This is a genomic window from Catenulispora pinistramenti (assembly GCF_018274385.1).
Taxonomy (GTDB): Bacteria; Actinomycetota; Actinomycetes; order Streptomycetales; family Catenulisporaceae; genus Catenulispora; species Catenulispora pinistramenti.
In genome coordinates, this window is the sequence record NZ_JAAFYZ010000080.1 from 1 (window position 1) to 17,559 (window position 17,559).

At 70.5% G+C, this 17,559-nt stretch carries 16 protein-coding genes; 5 read left to right on the top strand and 11 right to left on the bottom strand.

Annotation, left to right across the window (positions count from 1 at the left end):
* Positions 1 to 162: 162 nt before the first annotated feature.
* The 7 genes from KGQ19_RS22840 to KGQ19_RS22870 all read right to left on the bottom strand — a co-directional run bounded on the left by KGQ19_RS22840 (position 163) and on the right by KGQ19_RS22870 (position 8,560).
* The gene (locus tag KGQ19_RS22840; RefSeq protein ID WP_212011263.1) at positions 163 to 453 is read right to left on the bottom strand and encodes a YiaA/YiaB family inner membrane protein; all 291 of its coding nucleotides are present in this window, start codon (positions 451 to 453) and stop codon (positions 163 to 165) included.
* 83 nt (positions 454 to 536) lie between these two features.
* Complete coding sequence (locus tag KGQ19_RS22845; protein ID WP_212011264.1) at positions 537 to 3,134, bottom strand: protein kinase domain-containing protein; 2,598 nt, start codon at positions 3,132 to 3,134, stop codon at positions 537 to 539.
* A 73-nt stretch (positions 3,135 to 3,207) separates the two neighbouring features.
* Positions 3,208 to 4,158 (bottom strand): 4-(cytidine 5'-diphospho)-2-C-methyl-D-erythritol kinase, encoded by a 951-nt coding sequence (locus KGQ19_RS22850; RefSeq protein WP_212011265.1) that lies wholly within the window; start codon positions 4,156 to 4,158, stop codon positions 3,208 to 3,210.
* A complete protein-coding gene (rsmA, locus tag KGQ19_RS22855) occupies positions 4,155 to 5,111 on the bottom strand; it encodes a 16S rRNA (adenine(1518)-N(6)/adenine(1519)-N(6))-dimethyltransferase RsmA (protein ID WP_212011266.1) in 957 nt (318 codons plus the stop codon). The genes KGQ19_RS22850 and rsmA overlap by 4 nt, the downstream gene beginning before the upstream one ends.
* Positions 5,112 to 5,228: 117 nt before the next feature.
* Positions 5,229 to 6,359: a resuscitation-promoting factor gene (locus KGQ19_RS52000; protein WP_212011267.1), complete on the bottom strand. Its 1,131-nt coding sequence runs from the start codon at positions 6,357 to 6,359 to the stop codon at positions 5,229 to 5,231.
* 196 nt (positions 6,360 to 6,555) lie between these two features.
* Complete coding sequence (locus KGQ19_RS22865) at positions 6,556 to 7,401, bottom strand: TatD family hydrolase (protein ID WP_268907926.1); 846 nt, start codon at positions 7,399 to 7,401, stop codon at positions 6,556 to 6,558.
* Between the two features lie 34 nt (positions 7,402 to 7,435).
* Entirely contained in the window at positions 7,436 to 8,560 is a 1,125-nt protein-coding gene (locus KGQ19_RS22870; protein WP_212011268.1) for a helix-turn-helix transcriptional regulator, read from the bottom strand.
* A gap of 83 nt (positions 8,561 to 8,643) precedes the next feature.
* Between KGQ19_RS22870 and KGQ19_RS22875 the strand changes: the two genes are divergently transcribed.
* Positions 8,644 to 9,177 carry a VOC family protein gene (locus tag KGQ19_RS22875; RefSeq protein ID WP_212011269.1) on the top strand — a complete coding sequence of 178 codons (534 nt, stop codon included), beginning with the start codon at positions 8,644 to 8,646 and terminating at the stop codon, positions 9,175 to 9,177.
* A gap of 98 nt (positions 9,178 to 9,275) precedes the next feature.
* On the opposite strand, the gene metG is transcribed toward KGQ19_RS22875, so the two are convergent.
* Positions 9,276 to 11,093: a methionine--tRNA ligase gene (gene metG / locus KGQ19_RS22880; RefSeq protein WP_212011270.1), complete on the bottom strand. Its 1,818-nt coding sequence runs from the start codon at positions 11,091 to 11,093 to the stop codon at positions 9,276 to 9,278.
* Between the two features lie 82 nt (positions 11,094 to 11,175).
* Between metG and KGQ19_RS22885 the strand changes: the two genes are divergently transcribed.
* The gene (locus KGQ19_RS22885; RefSeq protein WP_212011271.1) at positions 11,176 to 11,364 is read left to right on the top strand and encodes a hypothetical protein; all 189 of its coding nucleotides are present in this window, start codon (positions 11,176 to 11,178) and stop codon (positions 11,362 to 11,364) included.
* A 120-nt stretch (positions 11,365 to 11,484) separates the two neighbouring features.
* Here the strand turns inward: KGQ19_RS22885 and KGQ19_RS22890 are convergent, their stop codons facing one another.
* From KGQ19_RS22890 to rsmI, 3 genes are all read right to left on the bottom strand, one after another.
* Positions 11,485 to 11,745: a Txe/YoeB family addiction module toxin gene (locus tag KGQ19_RS22890; protein WP_212011272.1), complete on the bottom strand. Its 261-nt coding sequence runs from the start codon at positions 11,743 to 11,745 to the stop codon at positions 11,485 to 11,487.
* Positions 11,742 to 12,023 carry a type II toxin-antitoxin system Phd/YefM family antitoxin gene (locus KGQ19_RS22895; protein WP_212011273.1) on the bottom strand — a complete coding sequence of 94 codons (282 nt, stop codon included), beginning with the start codon at positions 12,021 to 12,023 and terminating at the stop codon, positions 11,742 to 11,744. Before KGQ19_RS22895 ends, KGQ19_RS22890 begins: the two co-directional genes overlap by 4 nt.
* 86 nt (positions 12,024 to 12,109) lie before the next feature.
* Positions 12,110 to 12,985 (bottom strand): 16S rRNA (cytidine(1402)-2'-O)-methyltransferase, encoded by an 876-nt coding sequence (gene rsmI / locus KGQ19_RS22900; RefSeq protein ID WP_212011274.1) that lies wholly within the window; start codon positions 12,983 to 12,985, stop codon positions 12,110 to 12,112.
* Between the two features lie 68 nt (positions 12,986 to 13,053).
* Between rsmI and KGQ19_RS22905 the strand changes: the two genes are divergently transcribed.
* From KGQ19_RS22905 to KGQ19_RS22915, 3 genes are all read left to right on the top strand, one after another.
* On the top strand, positions 13,054 to 14,775 hold the full coding sequence (locus KGQ19_RS22905; protein WP_212011275.1) for a dolichyl-phosphate-mannose--protein mannosyltransferase: 1,722 nt from the start codon (positions 13,054 to 13,056) through the stop codon (positions 14,773 to 14,775).
* Between the two features lie 106 nt (positions 14,776 to 14,881).
* Positions 14,882 to 15,682: an alpha/beta fold hydrolase gene (locus KGQ19_RS22910; protein WP_212011276.1), complete on the top strand. Its 801-nt coding sequence runs from the start codon at positions 14,882 to 14,884 to the stop codon at positions 15,680 to 15,682.
* A 76-nt stretch (positions 15,683 to 15,758) separates the two neighbouring features.
* Positions 15,759 to 17,453: a TNT domain-containing protein gene (locus tag KGQ19_RS22915; protein ID WP_212011277.1), complete on the top strand. Its 1,695-nt coding sequence runs from the start codon at positions 15,759 to 15,761 to the stop codon at positions 17,451 to 17,453.
* Positions 17,454 to 17,559 lie beyond the last annotated feature (106 nt).

A 17,559-nucleotide genomic window follows, 5' to 3' on the forward strand; every position in this document is an offset into this window, starting at 1 on the left:
CCGCAAACCCCAGCCCCCAAAGGAACCCCGCGCCGTCGCCTCAGCAGCAGGTCATCCTAGCCCGCGGCGCCGACCGGGAACGGATCCCGACCGGCGACCGGCGCGGTGCGATCTACCGCGAACTGCTGTGAACCGCTGCGAACCGTCGGGCAAAAGGGGTTCCTACGGCGCATCCACCCGATAGGGATCGTGCTCCGTCAACAACTTGTCCAGCCGGGCCTTTTCCACCCGCCCGACCAACTGCACCTCCTCCTGCTTGTCCCGTACCACCTTCGCCAGCGTGATGGCCGAGGTGATCGTGTACAGCAGGCCGAGGCCCAGGAAGGCCCGCTCCCAGGCGTTGACCGGGAGGTAGGCGATGCCGACGATGGTCGCGCCGGCGGAGACGATGAAGGAGGCGACCGCCTGGAAGTAGTACGCGGCCGTGTTCCGGGTTGCCAGTGGCGTACTCATGCTTCGATGATGGCGGCGGCCGGGTCACCGATCGTGAGTACGGGTACTCATTCTGTGGCGCGCTTCGTACTTCATTGCGGAGCTCATTGGGAACGGTCGTACCCGAGTACCTGACCGCTGGCCGTCAGCACGTAGACCGCCGGCTTGGTGGGGTCGGCGACCAGTAGATCGGCGCTGTCGCCGCTGGGGCCCTCCGGCATCGGGTACTGGTGCACCTGTTGGCCGTCCGAATTGTCCAGGACGGCCAGGGCCAGTGGGTTGGCGCCGGTCGGGATCTGCACCTCGACCCAGATCTTGTCCCCGACGACGGCCGGTGCGCCGGAGATCCCGTTGTACTGCGTCGGCTTCGGCCACAGCGCGGCGCCGGTCTTCGACGTGGTGCTGATCTGGAGCGCCATCACGCTGGTCGCGTCGGTGGCGTAGACCGTGTCGCCGGATTCCACGACCGGGCCGGTGAAGCGCTGGTTGCTGGTCTGGGTCGCGGCGCCCTCCCCGGTGGGATAGCTCCACTTCCAGTGCCCGGTGGCGGCGTCGTAGGCCTGGACCGAACCGCTGTGCATGTCGGTGAGGTAGACGTGCTGCGCGGTGCCGGTCACGGTCGGGGTGTTCACCACCGCGCCGTTGTCCGTATACCCCTTGAAGGGGAAGTTCCAGGCGTCCTTGCCGGTCTTCGGGTCCACGCCCTTGAGGACGCGTACCGACACGTGGTCCGCCAACGCCACGTAGAACAGGTTCCCCGCCTTCGGCACGCTCAGGGACGGGGTGGTGTCGGCCGCGGCCAGCCCGGTCGGCAGCGGCGTCAGCAGGTCGGTGGTCTTCATGGTCCAGACCGTCGCGCGCTTCGTGATGTCGAACCCTGCTATGCAGATCGGATAGCTGGGGTCGAAACCGGTGGGGCCGATGATCAGCATGCCGTTGATCAGACCCTGGATGCCGACCAGGGGCATGCCGTTGTTCGGCGTCGAGGCCGACAGGCCGGTTTTCGCGTTCCAGGCCGCTGAGCCGTCGCCGAGGTTCCACGCGTACACGACGCCGGCGGTATAGGTGTAGACGTAGTTCGCGTCGGCGGCGATGGACACACCGCTGGGCGCGTCGACGCCCGGGACGATCTTCGGCGGGAAGGCCGCCTGGCCGGTCGTGGTGTTCAGGGCGATCAGCGACTGCGGCGGGTTCGGGTCGTTGGTCCCCGCCGTGTAGACGCTGATCAGCTTGCTGCCACAGACCAATGCGCCCCCGGAGGCGCCACCCAGGTTGTACTTCGCGCTCCAGTCCTCGGCCCACTGCCCGAGGCTGTGCGACGGCGTCGGCGTGGGGCTCGCGGAAGGGGACGAGGAGGTCGTCGCCGAGTCCGGCGTGGAGGGCGACTGGGAGGGGGAAGCAGTGCTCTTCGACGGGGTCCCGATCGGGGCGGAGGCTCCGGCGTTCTGCGTCGCCGACTTCTTGCCGGTGTTCCGCGTCGCGGCGTACCAGGCGCCACCGCCGGAGGCGGCCACCGCGGCGGCGCCCACGACCCCGGCGAGCATCCGGCGCCGGCTCGGGTTGCCGGCCTGCTCGGCGCTGGACACCCCGGGCACGGCAGTGGTCCCGAGCCCGGTGGCGACGCCGGTGATGCTCCCCCGGCTCTGGCCGGCGTCGGTGGCGTCCGGGTCGCCGGGGGCCGGGGTGCCGGCCCGGTCCTGGCCCGGACGCTCGTGCGTAGGGGTCCCGGGATCCTCGGCGACGGATCCGGCAGATCCCGCGGGCCCGGCAGACCCGGATCCCGCGGACCCGGCAGCAGCCGCCCCTCCGGCCAGCACGCCAACCCCGGCGGAGTACTTCCGCATGTCCTGGTGCACGGCCGCGGGCAGCCAATCCGCATCGCCGGCCGCCCCGGCGTCGTCCGGCGGCAGCAGCGTGTCGAGCAGATCCTCGGTGGTCGGCCGGTTGGCGGGGTCCTTCTCCAGACACGCGGACACGATCGGCCGCAACGCGATGGGAACGCCGGTGAGGTCCGGCTTCTCATGCACCACCAGATAGAGCTGCACGTGGTCCGGGCCGTCGCCGAAAGGCGGCACACCGGTGGTGGCGTAGACGAGCACCCCGCCGAGCGCGAAAACGTCGGAGGCGGCCTGCAACTCCGGATCGGCGCGGCACTGCTCGGGGCTGGCGTAGCGGGCCGAGCCGACGACGATGCCGGTGGTGGTCAGCGAACTCCCGCCGACCGCGTAGCTGATCCCGAAGTCGATGACCCGCGGCCCGTCCGGACCGCAGATGACGTTCGAGGGCTTCAGATCCCGGTGGATCAGGCCCGCGGTATGGATGGCGCCGAGCGCCTCAGCGATACCGGCGCCCAGAACCCGCGCCGAACGCTCAGGCAGCGGACCGTGGTCGTGCACGACCCGCTGGAGCGAGGGGCCGGGTATGTAAGTGGTGGCCAGCCACGGCTCGTCGTCATCCGGTCCGGCGTCCAGCACCGAGGCGGTGTACAGCCCGTCCACCGACCGAGCGGCCTGCACCTCGCGCCGGAAACGGGTGCGGAAGCGTTCGTCCTCGGCGTACTCGGCGCGGATCACCTTGACGGCGACCGGCCGACCGCCCCGGGACCGGGCCAGATACACCCGGCCCATGCCACCGGCGCCGATCCGCGCGAGTGGGATGAACGGCCCGATCCGGGCCGGGTCTTCGGGCTTGAGCGCATCCATGGGGTCCCCCTTCTGAGGGGAAATCGTAACGGCGACTTTCAGAGTTGGTGGCGGCGTGCGGGCATTAACACCCTCACAACACGTGAGCGCCGACCGCGGGCCCCAGGGCCCGCCGTACCGCGCGCACCGATGGCGCGGCCTCCAGCGCCGCCGCGACGGTCGCCGCGCGGACCGCGTCGGCGGCGAGGAAAGCGCAGGTCGGGCCGGACCCGGAGAGCAGGGTGCCGATGGCCCCGGCGTCCCGGCCGGCGAGCAAGGTGGCTTGTAAGTCCGGACGTAAGGAGACGGCTGGGCGGGTCAGGTCGTTGCGTAGCGCCGCCCCGAGCAGCGTTGAGTCTCCGGCCCGAAGTGCTCGCAGCAATTCCGCGTCCACCCCGGACGCGGCGACCTCTTCCTTCGCCGTCGCGCGCTGCCGGTCCAACTCACGGAACACGGCCGGGGTGGACAGGCCCTCGTGCGCGAAGGCGAAGACCCAGTGGAACTCCCCGCGGGCCAGCACCGGCGTGATCTGCTCCCCGCGCCCGGTGCCCATGGCCGTGCCGCCGTAGAGGGCGAAGGGGACGTCGCTGCCGAGCTGCGCGGCCAGCGCGTGCAGCTCCTCGCGGGGCAGGCCGGTGCCCCACAGAGCGTCGCAGGCGACCAGCGTGCCGGCGGCGTCGGCCGAGCCGCCGGCCATCCCGCCCGCCACCGGGATGCCCTTGGTCAGGTGCAGGCGCACGTCCGGGGTGCGGCCGACGGTCCGCGCCAGGAGTTCGGCGGCCCGCCAGGCCAGGTTTGTAGCGTCCAGCGGCACGTCAGCCTGGCCCTCGCCCTCGCAGGTCAGCGCGAGGGTGTCGGCCGCGGTGGCGGTGACCTCGTCGTAGAGGCCGACGGCGTGGAAGACCGTCGCCAGGTCGTGGTAGCCGTCCGGGCGCAGCGGGCCGACCGAGAGCGCGAGGTTGACCTTGGCCGGGACCCGGACCGTGACGGACTGGGTCTGGTCGGGGCGCGGGCCGTCTCCGGGAGGGAAGGCGGCGGCGGTCACGGCTGCTCCCGCCGCGGCCGGTACTCCGCCAGACGGGCGAACTCCTCGACCGTCAGCGTCTCCCCGCGCGCGCTCGGGGCGATCCCGGCGGCGGTCAGCGCCTGCTCGGCGGCCGCCGGCGAGCCGGCCCAGCCGCTCAGCGCCGATCGCAGGGTCTTGCGGCGCTGGGCGAAGGCCGCGTCCACGGCCGCGAAGACGTCACGGCGCTCGGCGCCGGTGGTCGGCGGGACGTCCCGGCGGTCCAGGCGCACCAGGCCGGAGTCGACGTTCGGGGCCGGCCAGAAGACGTTGCGGCCGATGGAGCCGGCCCGCTTCACGTCCGCGTACCAGCGGGCCTTCACCGACGGCACGCCGTAGACCCGCGAACCGGGCTCGGCGGCCAGCCGGTCCGCGACCTCGGCCTGCACCATGATCAGGGTACGTTCGATGCTCGGGAACCGCTCCAGCATGTGCAGCAGGACCGGGACCGCGACGTTGTACGGCAGGTTCGCGACCAGCGCGGTCGGCGGCGGGCCGGGCAGCTCCGTGATCCGCAGCGCGTCGGAGCGCACGAGCTCGAACTCCACCTCGCCGGCCGCGATGCCCGGGGCGTGCTCGGCGAGGGTGTCCGGCAGCGCGGCGGCCAGCGCCGGATCGATCTCGACGGCGACCACGCGCCGGGCCACGTCCAGCAGTCCCAGGGTCAGCGACCCGAGCCCGGGACCGACCTCGACCACCACGTCCTCGGCGGTGACGTCGCCGGCCCGCACGATCCGCCGGATGGTGTTCGGGTCGATGACGAAGTTCTGCCCGAGCTTCTTGGTCGGCGAGACGCCGAGCCGGTCGGCGAGCCGGCGCACCTCGGCCGGGCCCAGCAGGCGGGCCGGCAGCCGGTCGGCGGACCCGGCGTCAGCTGCGGCGGCGGGCTCGGCGGGTTCGGTGAGCGGTGGCGGGGAGTACGGAGTTTCGGACATCGCCAGCCATCGTATGCCGCCGGGAGCCGCCCGGTGGAACGGCGACGGCGCGGCACCCGGCTCCCGCCGGACACCGCGCCGTCCCGAAAGCTTGCTGGGGCCGGGCCTGAACCGGTCCTACTTGAACAGGTTCCGTCCGCAGACCGGCCACTGCCCCGCGCCCGAGCGCACATACAGCAGCTTGGCCCGGTAGGTCTGCTCGGCCGGCGTGGCGTTCGACGGCAGCCCGGAGCCGCCCATCGCGGCCCAGGTCGACACCGAGAACTGGTAGAGCCCGAAGTACAGCCCGCCGCCGCCGACCGACTTGGGGTTGCCGCCGGACTCGCACTCGGCGACGCCGGCCCAGTTCAGGCCGTCGGCCCCGGCCACGGTGTTCGGGACCGGCTTGGTGCCGACCTTCACCACGGCGTTCACCGGCTGCTTGGTGACGGTCTTGCTGACGATCTTCGGCGCCTGCTTCACGCCGTTGATCGTCTGGTAGGCGTAGACGATCTCCTGCACGCCGGGCACACCCTCGGAGACCGTGCTCTGCGATCCGACGTACGAACTCGGATCCGACTGCTGGGTCGTCGAGAAGTCGATCGGGACCTGCTTGGTCTCCTGCGTCCCGCTGATCCGCTCGACGGTGATGTTCTCGCCGTCGGTGGGGAAGGTCGCCGGGTCCGGCTTCGCGGTGTCCTGGCCGGCCAGCGTCACGCCGGCCTGGGTCAGCGCCTGCGCCACGGTCGGGGCGGTGGTGTCCAGCGGGATGGAGCGGCCGTCGACGAGTATGTTGACGTGCCGCTCGGTCCGGATCGAGAAGGTCAGGCCCTGGCGGCCGATCGGCTGGTCGCGGTTGACCGACAGATACGGGTTCGTACCGCCGCGCACCCCCAGATCGCCCATCGCCTCGTCGACGGTGGTCGCGGTGGACCAGATCTGCTGGTCCTTGCCGTCGACGCTGACGTCGAGCTGGCGGCCGTAGCGGACCGAGATCTGCTCGCCGTCCACCAGGCTGTCGGCGGGCGCCGGGGCCACCTGGTCGTGGCCGTCGGTGACGATGCCCTGGGCCTTGAGCACGTCGGCGACCTTGCCGTCGAACGTGTGGATGGTGCGTTCCTGGCCGTCCACGGTCAAATGGACGGTCTTCTCGAAGCCGACGTAGGCACCCGCGGCGCCGACGAGTCCCAGCAGCACCGTGCCCTGTACGGCGCGGACCTTGACCTTGGAACCCTCGCTGTGCCGACTAGCGGAACGTCTACTGCTCACGCTGATCCAGACCTCGCCGTGTCCGGCTACGACGCCGGGCCCTCGAAGCTTTCGAAGACCCGTTCAAAATCGCGTCGATCCGGCTGCCGAGGCGACACTAGCGGCAACCCCGCCGCACCGCCAGCAGGCGTCCGGTGGATGTCCTCTGACATCCCTTTCAGTCCAGGTCGGCTGTCGGTCGACTGATATGACCAAATTATTCCCGGGCCTTGAAGGCATCCCGCAGGTTGCTGTCGAGGGCCTGACAAAGTTCAGTCAAGCCGGCGTCACTGTCGATGCCTCGCAAGACGGCCATCGCGCGCACTGTGTAAGGAACCAGGTAGGGCGCGTTGGGTCGTCCTCTATAAGGAAGCGGTGTCAGGAACGGCGCATCGGTCTCGACCAGAATCCGGTCGATCGGCGCCACCTGGAATGCCTCCTGTAATGCCTGATTCGCCTTGTAGGTGAGGTTCCCGGCGAAGGACATGTAGTAGCCCCGTTCGGCGCACACGCGGGCCATTGCGGCGTCACCCGAATAGCAGTGGAAGACCACTGTTTCGGGCGAACCCTCTTCGAGGAGGATGCGCAGGACGTCCTCGTGCGCGTCGCGATCGTGGATCACCAGGGCTTTGCCGTGGCGCTTGGCGATGGCGATGTGGGCCCGGAAGGAGTCCTGCTGCGCCTGGACGCCCTCGGGTCCGGTGCGGAAGTAGTCCAGGCCGGTCTCGCCGATCCCCCGTACCTGCTCGTCGGCGGCCAGCTTGTCGATCTCGGCGAGCGCCGCCTCCAGCGCCGCCGGGCCGCCGGGCGAGCGGTCCTGGCCGGACCAGCCGTCAGGGTCGCCGAGGACGAGGCGCGGGGCCTCGTTCGGGTGCAGGGCGACCGCGGCGTGGACCCGCTCGAAGGCGGCGGCCAGCTCGACCGCGGTCCGCGAGGACGGGACGTCGACGCCGACCTGGACCAGGGTGCGCACGTTCACCGCGTCGGCGGCCGCGATGATGTCCGCGGCTGCCGGTTCCTGCATGTCCATGTGCGTGTGGCTGTCGCCGACCGGGGCCGGCAGCGGCTCGGGCGCCGGGGGCGGGGACTCGTCCCGCTCACGGGACTTCCGCTTGCGCTTGCGCTTGGTCTCGCTGTCCTGGCCTTGCTGACCTTGCTGACCTTGCTGACCTTGGTGACCTTGCTGGCTGTCCTGGCTGTCCTGGCTGTCCGACACGGCCCAAGCCTAATCGGCGTGACCGAGTGATCCGGGCCGCCATGGTGTCGAGGTGGTCGAGGAGTTCCGGCGGGCCGTGGACCTGGAAGTCGGTGTCCAACGCCAGCAGGCGCGTCGCCAGCCATTCCACGGTGTCCGGGTGCGAGTGCCAGCGGCATGAGGCGACGTCGGCCTGGTCCTCACCCTGGTCATCGGCCCGGTCCTCACCCTGGAGGACGCCGTCGCCGAGGTGGCTTCCCAGCCGGGCGGCGATCACGTCGCGCGGAGCGTGCAGGGTGACGTCGGCGCGGAAGGTCGGTGCCATGGCGAGCATGCGCGTGCGTAAGAACTCTTCCACTCCTTCCGGCGGAGGCGTGCGCTGCCGGGCGCGGGCCCCGGTGGCCCGCAGGTCGGTCATCCGGTCCACGCGGAAGGTGCGCCAGTCGTCGCGGTCCAGATCGAACGCCAGCAGGTACCACCTCCGGCCGCCGGCGACCAGGCGGACGGGTTCCACGTGCCGCGCGGTCGTCGTCCCGTCGTGGCTCCGGTAGCGGAACCGCATGCGTTCGTGGTTCGCGCCGGCCGCGGTGATCGCGACCAGCGAGTCCGGCGACACCGGTGCGCCCGGTGTCATGACGACCGGCAGGGTGGTGGCGACCAGCGCCGACACCCGCCGGCGCAGCCGGGCCGGCAGCACTTGGGCGAGCTTGGCGGTGGCGCGCACCGCCGGCTCGTCCAGTCCGCTCACGGCTTGGCCGGCGATCGTGGCCAGGCCCACCGCGATCGCCACCGCCTCCTCGTCCTCGAGCAGCAACGGCGGCATCGCGGAGCCGGCGACCAGCCGGTACCCGCCCTGGCCGCCGGCCACGGCCTCCACGGGATAGCCGATGTCGCGCAGCCGGTCGATGTCGCGGCGCACCGTCCGGCCGCTCACCTGGAGGCGGCGGGCCAGCTCACTGCCCGGCCACAGCCGGGGGGTCTGGAGCAACGACAGCAGTGACAACAGGCGGGCGGTCGTGTCGGGCATGCCAAGAACCTACGCCGCGATGCGGACAGGACCTGGCCTATACGGATCCTACCGTGGAACCACCTCTTGGAAAGGAACCCATCATGACCAGCACGCCCACCGGCTACACCAGCGTCGCGCCGTGGATCGTCACCGAGGACACCGGCGCCTGGCTCGACTTCGTCACCGCCGCCTTCGACGGCGTGGAACTGGGCCGGGTCCCGCTGGCGGACGGCAGCATCGGACACGCCGAGATCCGGGTCGGGGACACGGTGCTGCTCGCCTTCGACCGGCGCGCGGACTGGCCCGCCATGCCGTCGTTGCTGCGCGTGTTCGTCCCCGACGCCGACGCGGCTTTCGCCGCCTCGCTGCGGGCCGGCGCCCGCGAGGTGACCGCGTTGTCTAACAGCGCCTTCGGTCAGCGGGGCGGCCGCGTCCGCGATCCGTTCGGCAACATCTGGTGGGTCACCGCCAGCACCGAGACCGTCACCGTGGAGGAGGGCATGCGCCGCCTGGACGAGCCCGGCTATCAGGAACAGATGCGCTACGCCCAGGAATCCCTTGACGCCGAACTCAGCGGCCGCGCCGCGGGGCAGGCGAGCCCGGTCGTCGGCGTCCGGTTCGGGCCGGCGTCGTGACCGGCCCGCTACCGGCCCCGACGCCGAACCCGATTACCCAAGCCTGGTCCTGGGAGCAGGACCAGAACCAGAACCAGAACCAGGACTAAGCCGCAGGACTAAGCCGCCTCGCCGCCGAGCCGCGCCAGCTCCTCGTCGACGATCGACGGGTCCAGCTTCTTGAAGATCGGCTTCGGCGGGTCCAGCTTGCGGCCGACCTCGATCGGCGTGGACTCCCAGCGGGCCAGCGCCTGGTCGTAGTCGCCGGTCAGCACCGGGTAGCCCGGGCCGCCGTCCAGGTCCTCGACCTCGCGCAGCTCCGGCATCGCCGACCAGGTGCCCTGTCCGCCGAGCAGGTGGAAGACCTTCTCGGAGGAGAACGGCAGGAACGGCGTCAGCAGGGTCTTGGCGTCGTCGACCACCTGCAGGGTGACGTGCAGGACGGTGGCCATCCGCTCGGGGTCGGTCTTGGCCAGCTTCCACGGCTCGTTGTCGGAGACGTACTTGTTGGCCTCGGCCACCACCCGCATCGCCTCGGCCAGCGCGGCCTTGAACCGGCAGCGGTCCAGCAGGTCGCCGACCGCCTCGAAGGCCCCGCGCGAGGCCGCCAGCAGCGCCTCGTCCTCGGCGGTGAGCTCCTTGGCGGCCGGGATCTCGCCGACGTTCTTGGCGGCCATCGAGACGGCCCGGTTGACCAGGTTGCCCCAGCCGGCGACCAGCTCGTCGTTGTTGCGGCGCAGGAACTCGGCCCAGGTGAAGTCGGTGTCCTGGGTCTCCGGGCCGGCCGCGGTGATGTAGTAGCGCAGGGCGTCGGCGTCGTAGCGGGACAGGAAGTCGCGGACGTAGATGACCACGGCGCGGCTGGAGGAGAACTTGCGGCCCTCCATGGTCAGGAACTCCGAGCTGACCACTTCGTGCGGGAGTGCCAGCGCGCCGAGGGAGCCCGGCTTACCGCCCTTCTCGCCCTTCCCGTCATAGCCCAGCAGCATCGCCGGCCAGATCTCGGAGTGGAAGACGATGTTGTCCTTGCCCATGAAGTAGTAGGCGTCGGGCGCCTCGCCGTTCGGGCCGACCTGCCAGAAGGCACGCCAGGCGTCCGGGTCCCCGGAGCGGCGGGCCCACTCGACGGACGCGCTCAGGTAGCCGACCACCGCGTCGAACCACACGTACAGCTTCTTGTCCGGGCGGTCGATCCAGCCCTCCAGCGGGACCGGGACACCCCAGTCCAGGTCGCGGGAGATGGCGCGGGGCTGCAGGTCGTCCAGCAGGTTCAGGGAGAACTTCAGGACGTTGGGACGCCAGGTCTTCTGCTCCTGCAGCCAGGATCCGAGGACGTTCGCGAACGCCGGCAGGTCCAGGAAGAACTGCTCGGTCTCGATGAACTTCGGCGTCTCGCCGTTGATCCGCGAGCGCGGGTTGATCAGCCGGTCCGGGTCGAGCTGGTTGCCGCAGTTGTCGCACTGGTCGCCGCGCGCGCCGTCGTACCCGCAGATCGGACAGGTGCCCTCGATGTAGCGGTCGGGCAGCGTGCGGCCGGTCGAGGGGCTGATGGCGCCCATCGTGGTCTTGGCGAAGATGTAGTCGTTCTCGTACAGGCCCTTGAAGATCTCCTGCACGACCGCGTAATGGTTGCGCGTGGTGGTGCGGGTGAACAGGTCGTAGGCCAGGCCCAGCGAACGCAGGTCCTCGGCGATGACCCGGTTGTAGCGGTCGGCCAGCTCCCGCGCGGTGACCCCCTCCTTGTCCGCCTGGACCAGGATCGGCGTCCCGTGCTCGTCGGTCCCGCTGACCATCAGCACCCGGTTGCCCGCCATCCGCTGGTAGCGGCTGAAGACGTCCGAGGGGACGCCGAAGCCGGAGACGTGGCCGATGTGGCGGGGACCGTTGGCGTAGGGCCACGCTACGGCGGTGAGGATGGTGCGCTGGGTGGACGGCATGCTGCCTAGGGTATCCGGCCTGGCGGCCCCACCTGGTGCGGTTTCGGTGGGGTCCAGATACTGGACGAGGGGATGTGGTTCTGTGAACAAGAGCTCAGCCGAGGAGCCCCGGGGCCACGAAGGGCCTCGCACGCCGCACAAGGAGCACGGGCAGCAAGAACAAAGGGAGCGCGGCCGGCCCGAAGCCGCCGACCACGACCTGGTCACGGCCACCGCCCGCCGGATCATCGCCTCCGACGCCCCGATCATCCACCGCCTGGGGACGATATGAGGTATCTGACCACCGGCGACCTGCTCGCCATCACCTTCGGAGCCGGACGGGGTCGAGGCGATCGCGGCGGTGCTGCGGGAATGGACGGGCCGAGCGGGCTGAGGTGGCGGCCCCGGCCGCTCATACGTGGTGATACCTGCACAAGACGATCCGCACTTCGTCGTCCAGCACCTTGTAGACGATGCGATGTTCGTCGGTGATGCGCCGTGACCAATAGCCGCTGAAGTTACGTTTCAGAGCCTCCGGCTTTCCGATGCCGCTGTCATCGCCGTTACGGGCGATGTCGTGGATGAGTATGTTGACTCGCTTCAGGATCTTGCGGTCCTGCGTCTGCCACCAGAGGCAATCATCCCAAGCCTGTTCATCGAAGCTGATCTTCATGGGGCTTGGTCCGGATCGATCAGTTCGTCCAGCTGGATCTCGACCGCCGCGCCAGTGCCGCGCTCCATACGATCGATCGCGGCGAACAACCGCCGCGCATTGGCCGGCGACCGAAGCAGGTACAAGGTCTCCTGCATCGACTCATAGTCATCGAGGGCCATTATCACCACGGCCTCCCGATTCGCCCGGGTCACCGTCACCGGCTCACGGTCGTCGACGACCTTGTTGAGGGTCTCCGCAAAGTGGGCGCGAGTATCGGAGAAGGTGAGCGTGCGCATGGCCGGCCTCCAGTTGTACAAGATCCTGCTAGTACATGTAACGGTACAACACAGTCACCGACGAAGCAGGACCGTTAGCGCCGATATCAGTCCAAAGAGGACTCCTTCGCCGCCACCACCGCGTCGAAGACCTCCCGCTTCGGCAGCCCGACCTCGGCCGCGACCTCGGCGATCGCCTCCTTCCGCCGCAGCCCGCCGGCCTCCTCCTTCGCGAACACCAGCTCCGCGAGCTCCGCGGCGCTCAGGTCGCGGCCGGCGCCCGGGGTCGCGCCGCCGACCACCACTGTGATCTCGCCGCGTACCTCGCCCTCGTCGGCCCACTTCGCCAGCTCGCCCAGGCCGCCGCGCTTGATCTCCTCGTAGGTCTTCGTCAGCTCCCGACACACCGCCGCGGGGCGGTCGGCGCCGAAGGCCGCCGCCATGTCGGCGAGGGAGGCGGCCAGGCGGTGCGGGGCTTCGAAGAAGACCATCGTGCGGGGTTCGGCGGCCAGTTCGGCCAGGCGCGAGGAGCGGCCGCCGCCCTTGCGGGGCAGGAAGCCCTCGAAGCAGAAGCGGTCCACCGGCAGGCCGGAGACCGCGACGGCGGTCAGGACCGCTGAGGGGCCCGGGACGGCGGTCACCCGTACCCCGGCCTCGACCGCGGCGGCGACCAGGCGGTAGCCGGGGTCCGAGACCGAGGGCATGCCGGCGTCGGTCACCACCACCACGCGGGCGCCGCCGAGCAGCTCGCGGAGCAGGTCGGGGGTGCGGGCCGATTCGTTCGCCTCGAAATAGGAGACGAAGCGGCCGCGGGGGGTGAGGTCGAGCACTCGCAGCAGGCGCTTGAGGCGGCGGGTGTCCTCGGTGGCGATCACGTCCGCCGAGGCCAGCTCGGCCGCCAGCCGCGGGGAGGCGTCCTCGTCCCGGCCGATCGGGGTGCCCGCCAGGACGAGCAGGCCTGGGGCCGGTTCTGTTCCAGTCACGTGACCATCCTCGCCCAAAAACGCTGATCCCCTGTCCGAACGGCGGGACGACTCCCTACGATGACCGGGTGACGAGCCTCGCCCCGACCCGATCTTCGCTGCCGGATGACGACAGCGAGGAGGATTACGGCGGCCGCCGTCGCGGCCGTCTCGGCTCGCACCGCGAGCGCGGTCGCGTCTGGTGGCGGCCCAACCTGCGCCCGCGCGACGACGAGCAGGGCGATCTGACCCTGCGCGAGCGCCTGGTCCCGGCCTTCGCGCTGGAGCCGCGGTGGATCACCTGGGGCTTCCCGATCCTGATCATGCTGGTCGGCGGGTTCATGCGGTTCTGGCACCTGGGCCTGCCCAAGTGGGTCATCTTCGACGAGACCTACTACGCCAAGGACGCCTGGACCACCATCCACTTCGGGCACGAGGCCGGCTGGCACGACGACGGCCCCGGCGTCGGGATGGCCAACGACGACAAGGCCATCATCGCCAACCCGCACATCTGGCGGACGCTGATCGCCAACCACCAGGGCAACGCGGTGCACCCGCCGGTCGGCAAGTGGATGATCGGCGCCGGCGAGTGGCTGTTCGGTTTCACCCCGTTCGGGTGGCGCTTCGTCCCGGCGGTCTGCGGCACCCTGGCCATCTTGATGACGGCCCGCATCGCCCGCCGCATGTTCCGCTCCACGCTCATCGGCTGCGCGGCCGGCCTGCTGCTGGCCGCCGACGGCCTCGAGTTCGTGATGAGCCGCACCGCGCTGCTGGACATCTTCGTGATGTTCTGGACCCTGGCCGCCTTCGGCTGCTTCCTCATCGACCGCGACAAGATGCGCACCAAACTCGTCGACTGGCGGGAGAGCTATCCACCGACGCCGCTGCCGGACGACGTGAAGGCACCGCCGCTGGGCATCCGCTGGTGGCGCATCGCCGGAGCGGTCTGCCTGGGCCTGGACCTGGGCACCAAGTGGAGCGGGCTGTGGATCATCCCGTGCTTCATGGTGATGTCGCTGCTGTGGGACCACGCCGCACTGCGCGCGGTGGGCATCCGCCGGCACTGGGCCGGCTTCTTCCGCCGCGAGACCTGGCAGACCTCCCTGCTGGGCCTGCTGGTCCTGGCCACCTACACCGCCACCTGGACCGGCTGGTTCGTCACCAAGGACGGCAACTACCGGCAGTGGGCGGCGCAGCACAACGCGATCCACTTCCCGGTGCTCTCGGCGCTGCGCAGTTGGTGGCAGTACCACTGGGACACGTACCACTTCCACGTCAACCTGGACTCGCCGCACGCGTACATGTCGAACCCGTGGAGCTGGCTGATCATGGGCCGCCCCACCGACTACTACTACTGCTCGCAGAACGCCACCGGCTGCCCGCCCCTGGCCGCGAACCAGCACCAGCAGGTCCTGGCCCTGGGCACGCCGCCGCTGTGGTGGTTCGCGACCATCGCCCTGATCTGGTGCGCCTGGCGCTGGATCGCCCGCCGCGACTGGCGCGCGGGCTCGATCCTGTGCGGGATGCTCGCGGCGTGGGCGTTCTGGCTGAACTACCAGCACCGGACGATCTTCACGTTCTACGCGGTGGCCTTCGTGCCGTTCATGTGCTTCGCGGCGGCGTATCTGCTGGGAGTGATCGTCGGCCGGGCGGACGCGCTCCAGTACCGCAGGGTCTGGGGCGCGGTGGTCGCCGGCGCCATCACCGTCTACATCCTGGTGATGTTCATCTACTTCTATCCGATCCTGTCGGCGCAGACGATCACGTACAACCAGTGGCTGGACCGGATGTGGTGGCCCAGCTGGATTTAGCGCCGGTCGCGGGGATCCAGCTGGTCTCACTGGTTCCGGGGGAAGCCGGCCGGCGTCATTTGTGCCTTCTTCCCTGCCGGCCCGCCAAGGGCTACCGTCCAGTAACATGGAACTCTCCTACGCCCGCCGCGGCTCAGGCAGTCCCCTGGTCCTGATCCACGGCATCGGCCACCGCTGGCAGGCCTGGGAGCCGGTCCTGGACCGGCTGGCCGAGCACCACGACGTCATCGCGATCGACATCCCCGGCTTCGGCAAGTCCGCCCCGCTGCTCCCGGCACCGGGCCGGCGCTACACGATCGACCTGGCCATGTCAGGCATCGCCGATTCCTTCGCCGGCTTCGGCATCGAGCGGCCGCACGTGGCCGGGAACTCGCTCGGCGGCGCGCTGGCGCTGGAGTTGGCGCGGCACGGACACGCCGCCTCGGTCACCGCCTTCTCACCGGCCGGGTTCTGGCAGACGCGGTGGGAGACCGCGTGGGCCACCGGGAACCTGAGCCTGACCCGGGCCGCCGCCTTCGCCCCGAAGCCGGTGCTGCGCTACGTCGCCGACCACGAGGCGACGCGCAGCGTGGCCTTCGGCATGATCTTCGGCCGCCCGCGCCGCCTGGACCCGGCGCGGGCGCTGGGCGACACCCTCGCGCTGCGCGAGGGACGCTCGTTCCGGCCGGTCGCGAAGGAGGCCCGGCACTACCGCTACGCCGGGGAGAGCGACGTGCCGACCACCGTGGCGTGGGGCACCAAGGACCGGATCCTGCTGCGCCGGCAGTTCGCGCAGGCCAAGCGGATACTGCCCAAGGCCAGGTTCGAGGACCTGCCGGGCTGCGGCCACGTGCCGATGAACGACGACCCCGAGCGAGTCAGCCGGCTGATCCTGGAGACCACCGGGGCGATCAGCGCCGAACCGTGACCAGTCATCCGAACATCCGACTTGTAGACTCACGGGGCAGGGACGTCGTTGCCACTTGGGGGATGGACCGCAGCTGATGACCGAGAACTGGCAGCAGGAACCCGTACCGTGGCTCTCGACCGCTCGTGACCGCGGCGAGGCGGGTCCGGAGTCGATTCCGGCGATGCCGCACGGGCTCACGCCGGTGCCGGGGCCGGGGCCCGCGACGCCGCCGGCGCCGAACGGTCCGCTGCCGAACGGTCCCCTGCCGAGCAGCCCGCTGCCGGGCAACGCGCCCGCGAACGGACCGGCCGCGATCGAGCCGCCGCAGTTCCAGCCGGGGTCACTCGGCCCGCCGCCGTTCCAGCCGGGATCCTTTGACACGCCGCCGTTCCAGCCGCCGTCGTTCGACCGGCCGCCGTTCCAGGCGCCGTCCTTCGAAGCACCGGCGATCCAGCCGCCCGCGGTCCAGCCGCCTTCGTACGAGCCGCCGTCCTTCGGGCCGCCGCCCTACGAGCGACCGTCATTCGAGCCGCCGTCCTTCGATTCGCCGCCCTACGAGCCGCCGACCTTCGAGTCGCCGACCTTCGAGTCGCAACCATTCGAGCGGCCAGCGCTCCAGCAACCGCAGTTCCAGCCGCCGGCGATCGAGCCGCCGGCCTTCGGGCAGCCGTCCTTCGGGCAGCCACCCTTCAAGCCGCAATCGCCGTCCTTCGAACCGCGATCCTTCGAGCCACGGTCCTTCGAACCGCACTCCTTCGAACCGCAATCGTTCGACCGGCCGTCCTTCGAAGCACCGCGCCCGCAGATCGCGGCCCCCCAGCCTCCGCAACCGTCGGACGCTCCGCCGCAGTACCACTACAACGCGCCGCAGCAGCTCAGGGCCGCGACCCGCTCCCCCGCGGAACTACCGCCGCCCCCGCCGCCCTACTCAGAACCCCCGAAGCCGGAGCAGGTCTACCACCCGGAACCCGTCTACCAGCCGGAACCGGTCTACCAACCCGAGCCCATCTACCAGTCCGAGCCGGACCGCCCGATCGTCGGCGATGACAGCGACGGCATGTCGACCATGATGGTCGCGGTCGGCACGGTCCAGCCCCGGGCCGCCCGCCTGCCCGACGTCAGCACCGTCGAGGAGGCCGAGCGCATCCTCGGCTTCGCCGTCGACTCCCTGGACGCGGACCCGGACCTCTACTCCATCGGTACGGTCACCGACGGCGCCGTCTGCCTGATCCCGGACGACGGCCGCTGGGCGATCTTCCTCGCGGACGGCGGTCAGCGCCGCTACGCCGGGTTCTTCGACGACCCCGAGCAGGCCGCGATCCACTTCGCCGGCGTCCTGTTCCTGGCCTCCGCCGAACGCGGGAAGCTCCAGAAGAACACCGGTCCGGCCGCGCTGCCGGGCCGCAGCGTCGATCCGCTGGCCGAAATGCTCGCCGGCCCGCCGATCGCCCCGCTCGCCGGCGACCCGCCGACCACGCTCTACACCGACCAGCGGCTCACGATCCTGACCCCGGGCACCGAGGTCGACCGGTTCGGCGACCAACTGGGCAACACGGTCTACGCGGCGCGCACCCGGTACCCGCACCGCTCTCTGCCTCCGGACTACATAGAGCGGGAGTACCGGGTGTACCGAGTCCGCGACCCGCTCCGTGCGCTCACCGGTACCGCGATCCCGTGGTTCGGACAGCCGGGTGGCGGTATGGCGTACCTGTTGCCGCGCTCTATTAAGGATCTCCTGCATGAGGGAGCGTTAGTGGAAATCCCCTCTGCGACCCTGGCCCCGTCCTGAAAACGATCTGAGGTTCGCCTTGAGGTTCACCGCGAAGGCGTTCCGAGTTTCGCTCTGAAGTTCGTTATAAGGCTGTAAGCGCTGCTCGACAGGAGATCGGGAACGC

Coding starts and splice junctions, on each gene's coding strand:
- KGQ19_RS22840 (WP_212011263.1), bottom strand. CDS start 453: ATGAGTACGCCACTGGCAACCCGGAACACGGCCGCGTACTACTTCCAG.
- KGQ19_RS22845 (WP_212011264.1), bottom strand. CDS start 3,134: ATGGATGCGCTCAAGCCCGAAGACCCGGCCCGGATCGGGCCGTTCATC.
- rsmA (WP_212011266.1), bottom strand. CDS start 5,111: ATGTCCGAAACTCCGTACTCCCCGCCACCGCTCACCGAACCCGCCGAG.
- KGQ19_RS22870 (WP_212011268.1), bottom strand. CDS start 8,560: ATGCCCGACACGACCGCCCGCCTGTTGTCACTGCTGTCGTTGCTCCAG.
- KGQ19_RS22875 (WP_212011269.1), top strand. CDS start 8,644: ATGACCAGCACGCCCACCGGCTACACCAGCGTCGCGCCGTGGATCGTC.
- metG (WP_212011270.1), bottom strand. CDS start 11,093: ATGCCGTCCACCCAGCGCACCATCCTCACCGCCGTAGCGTGGCCCTAC.
- KGQ19_RS22890 (WP_212011272.1), bottom strand. CDS start 11,745: ATGAAGATCAGCTTCGATGAACAGGCTTGGGATGATTGCCTCTGGTGG.
- KGQ19_RS22895 (WP_212011273.1), bottom strand. CDS start 12,023: ATGCGCACGCTCACCTTCTCCGATACTCGCGCCCACTTTGCGGAGACC.
- KGQ19_RS22910 (WP_212011276.1), top strand. CDS start 14,882: ATGGAACTCTCCTACGCCCGCCGCGGCTCAGGCAGTCCCCTGGTCCTG.
- KGQ19_RS22915 (WP_212011277.1), top strand. CDS start 15,759: ATGACCGAGAACTGGCAGCAGGAACCCGTACCGTGGCTCTCGACCGCT.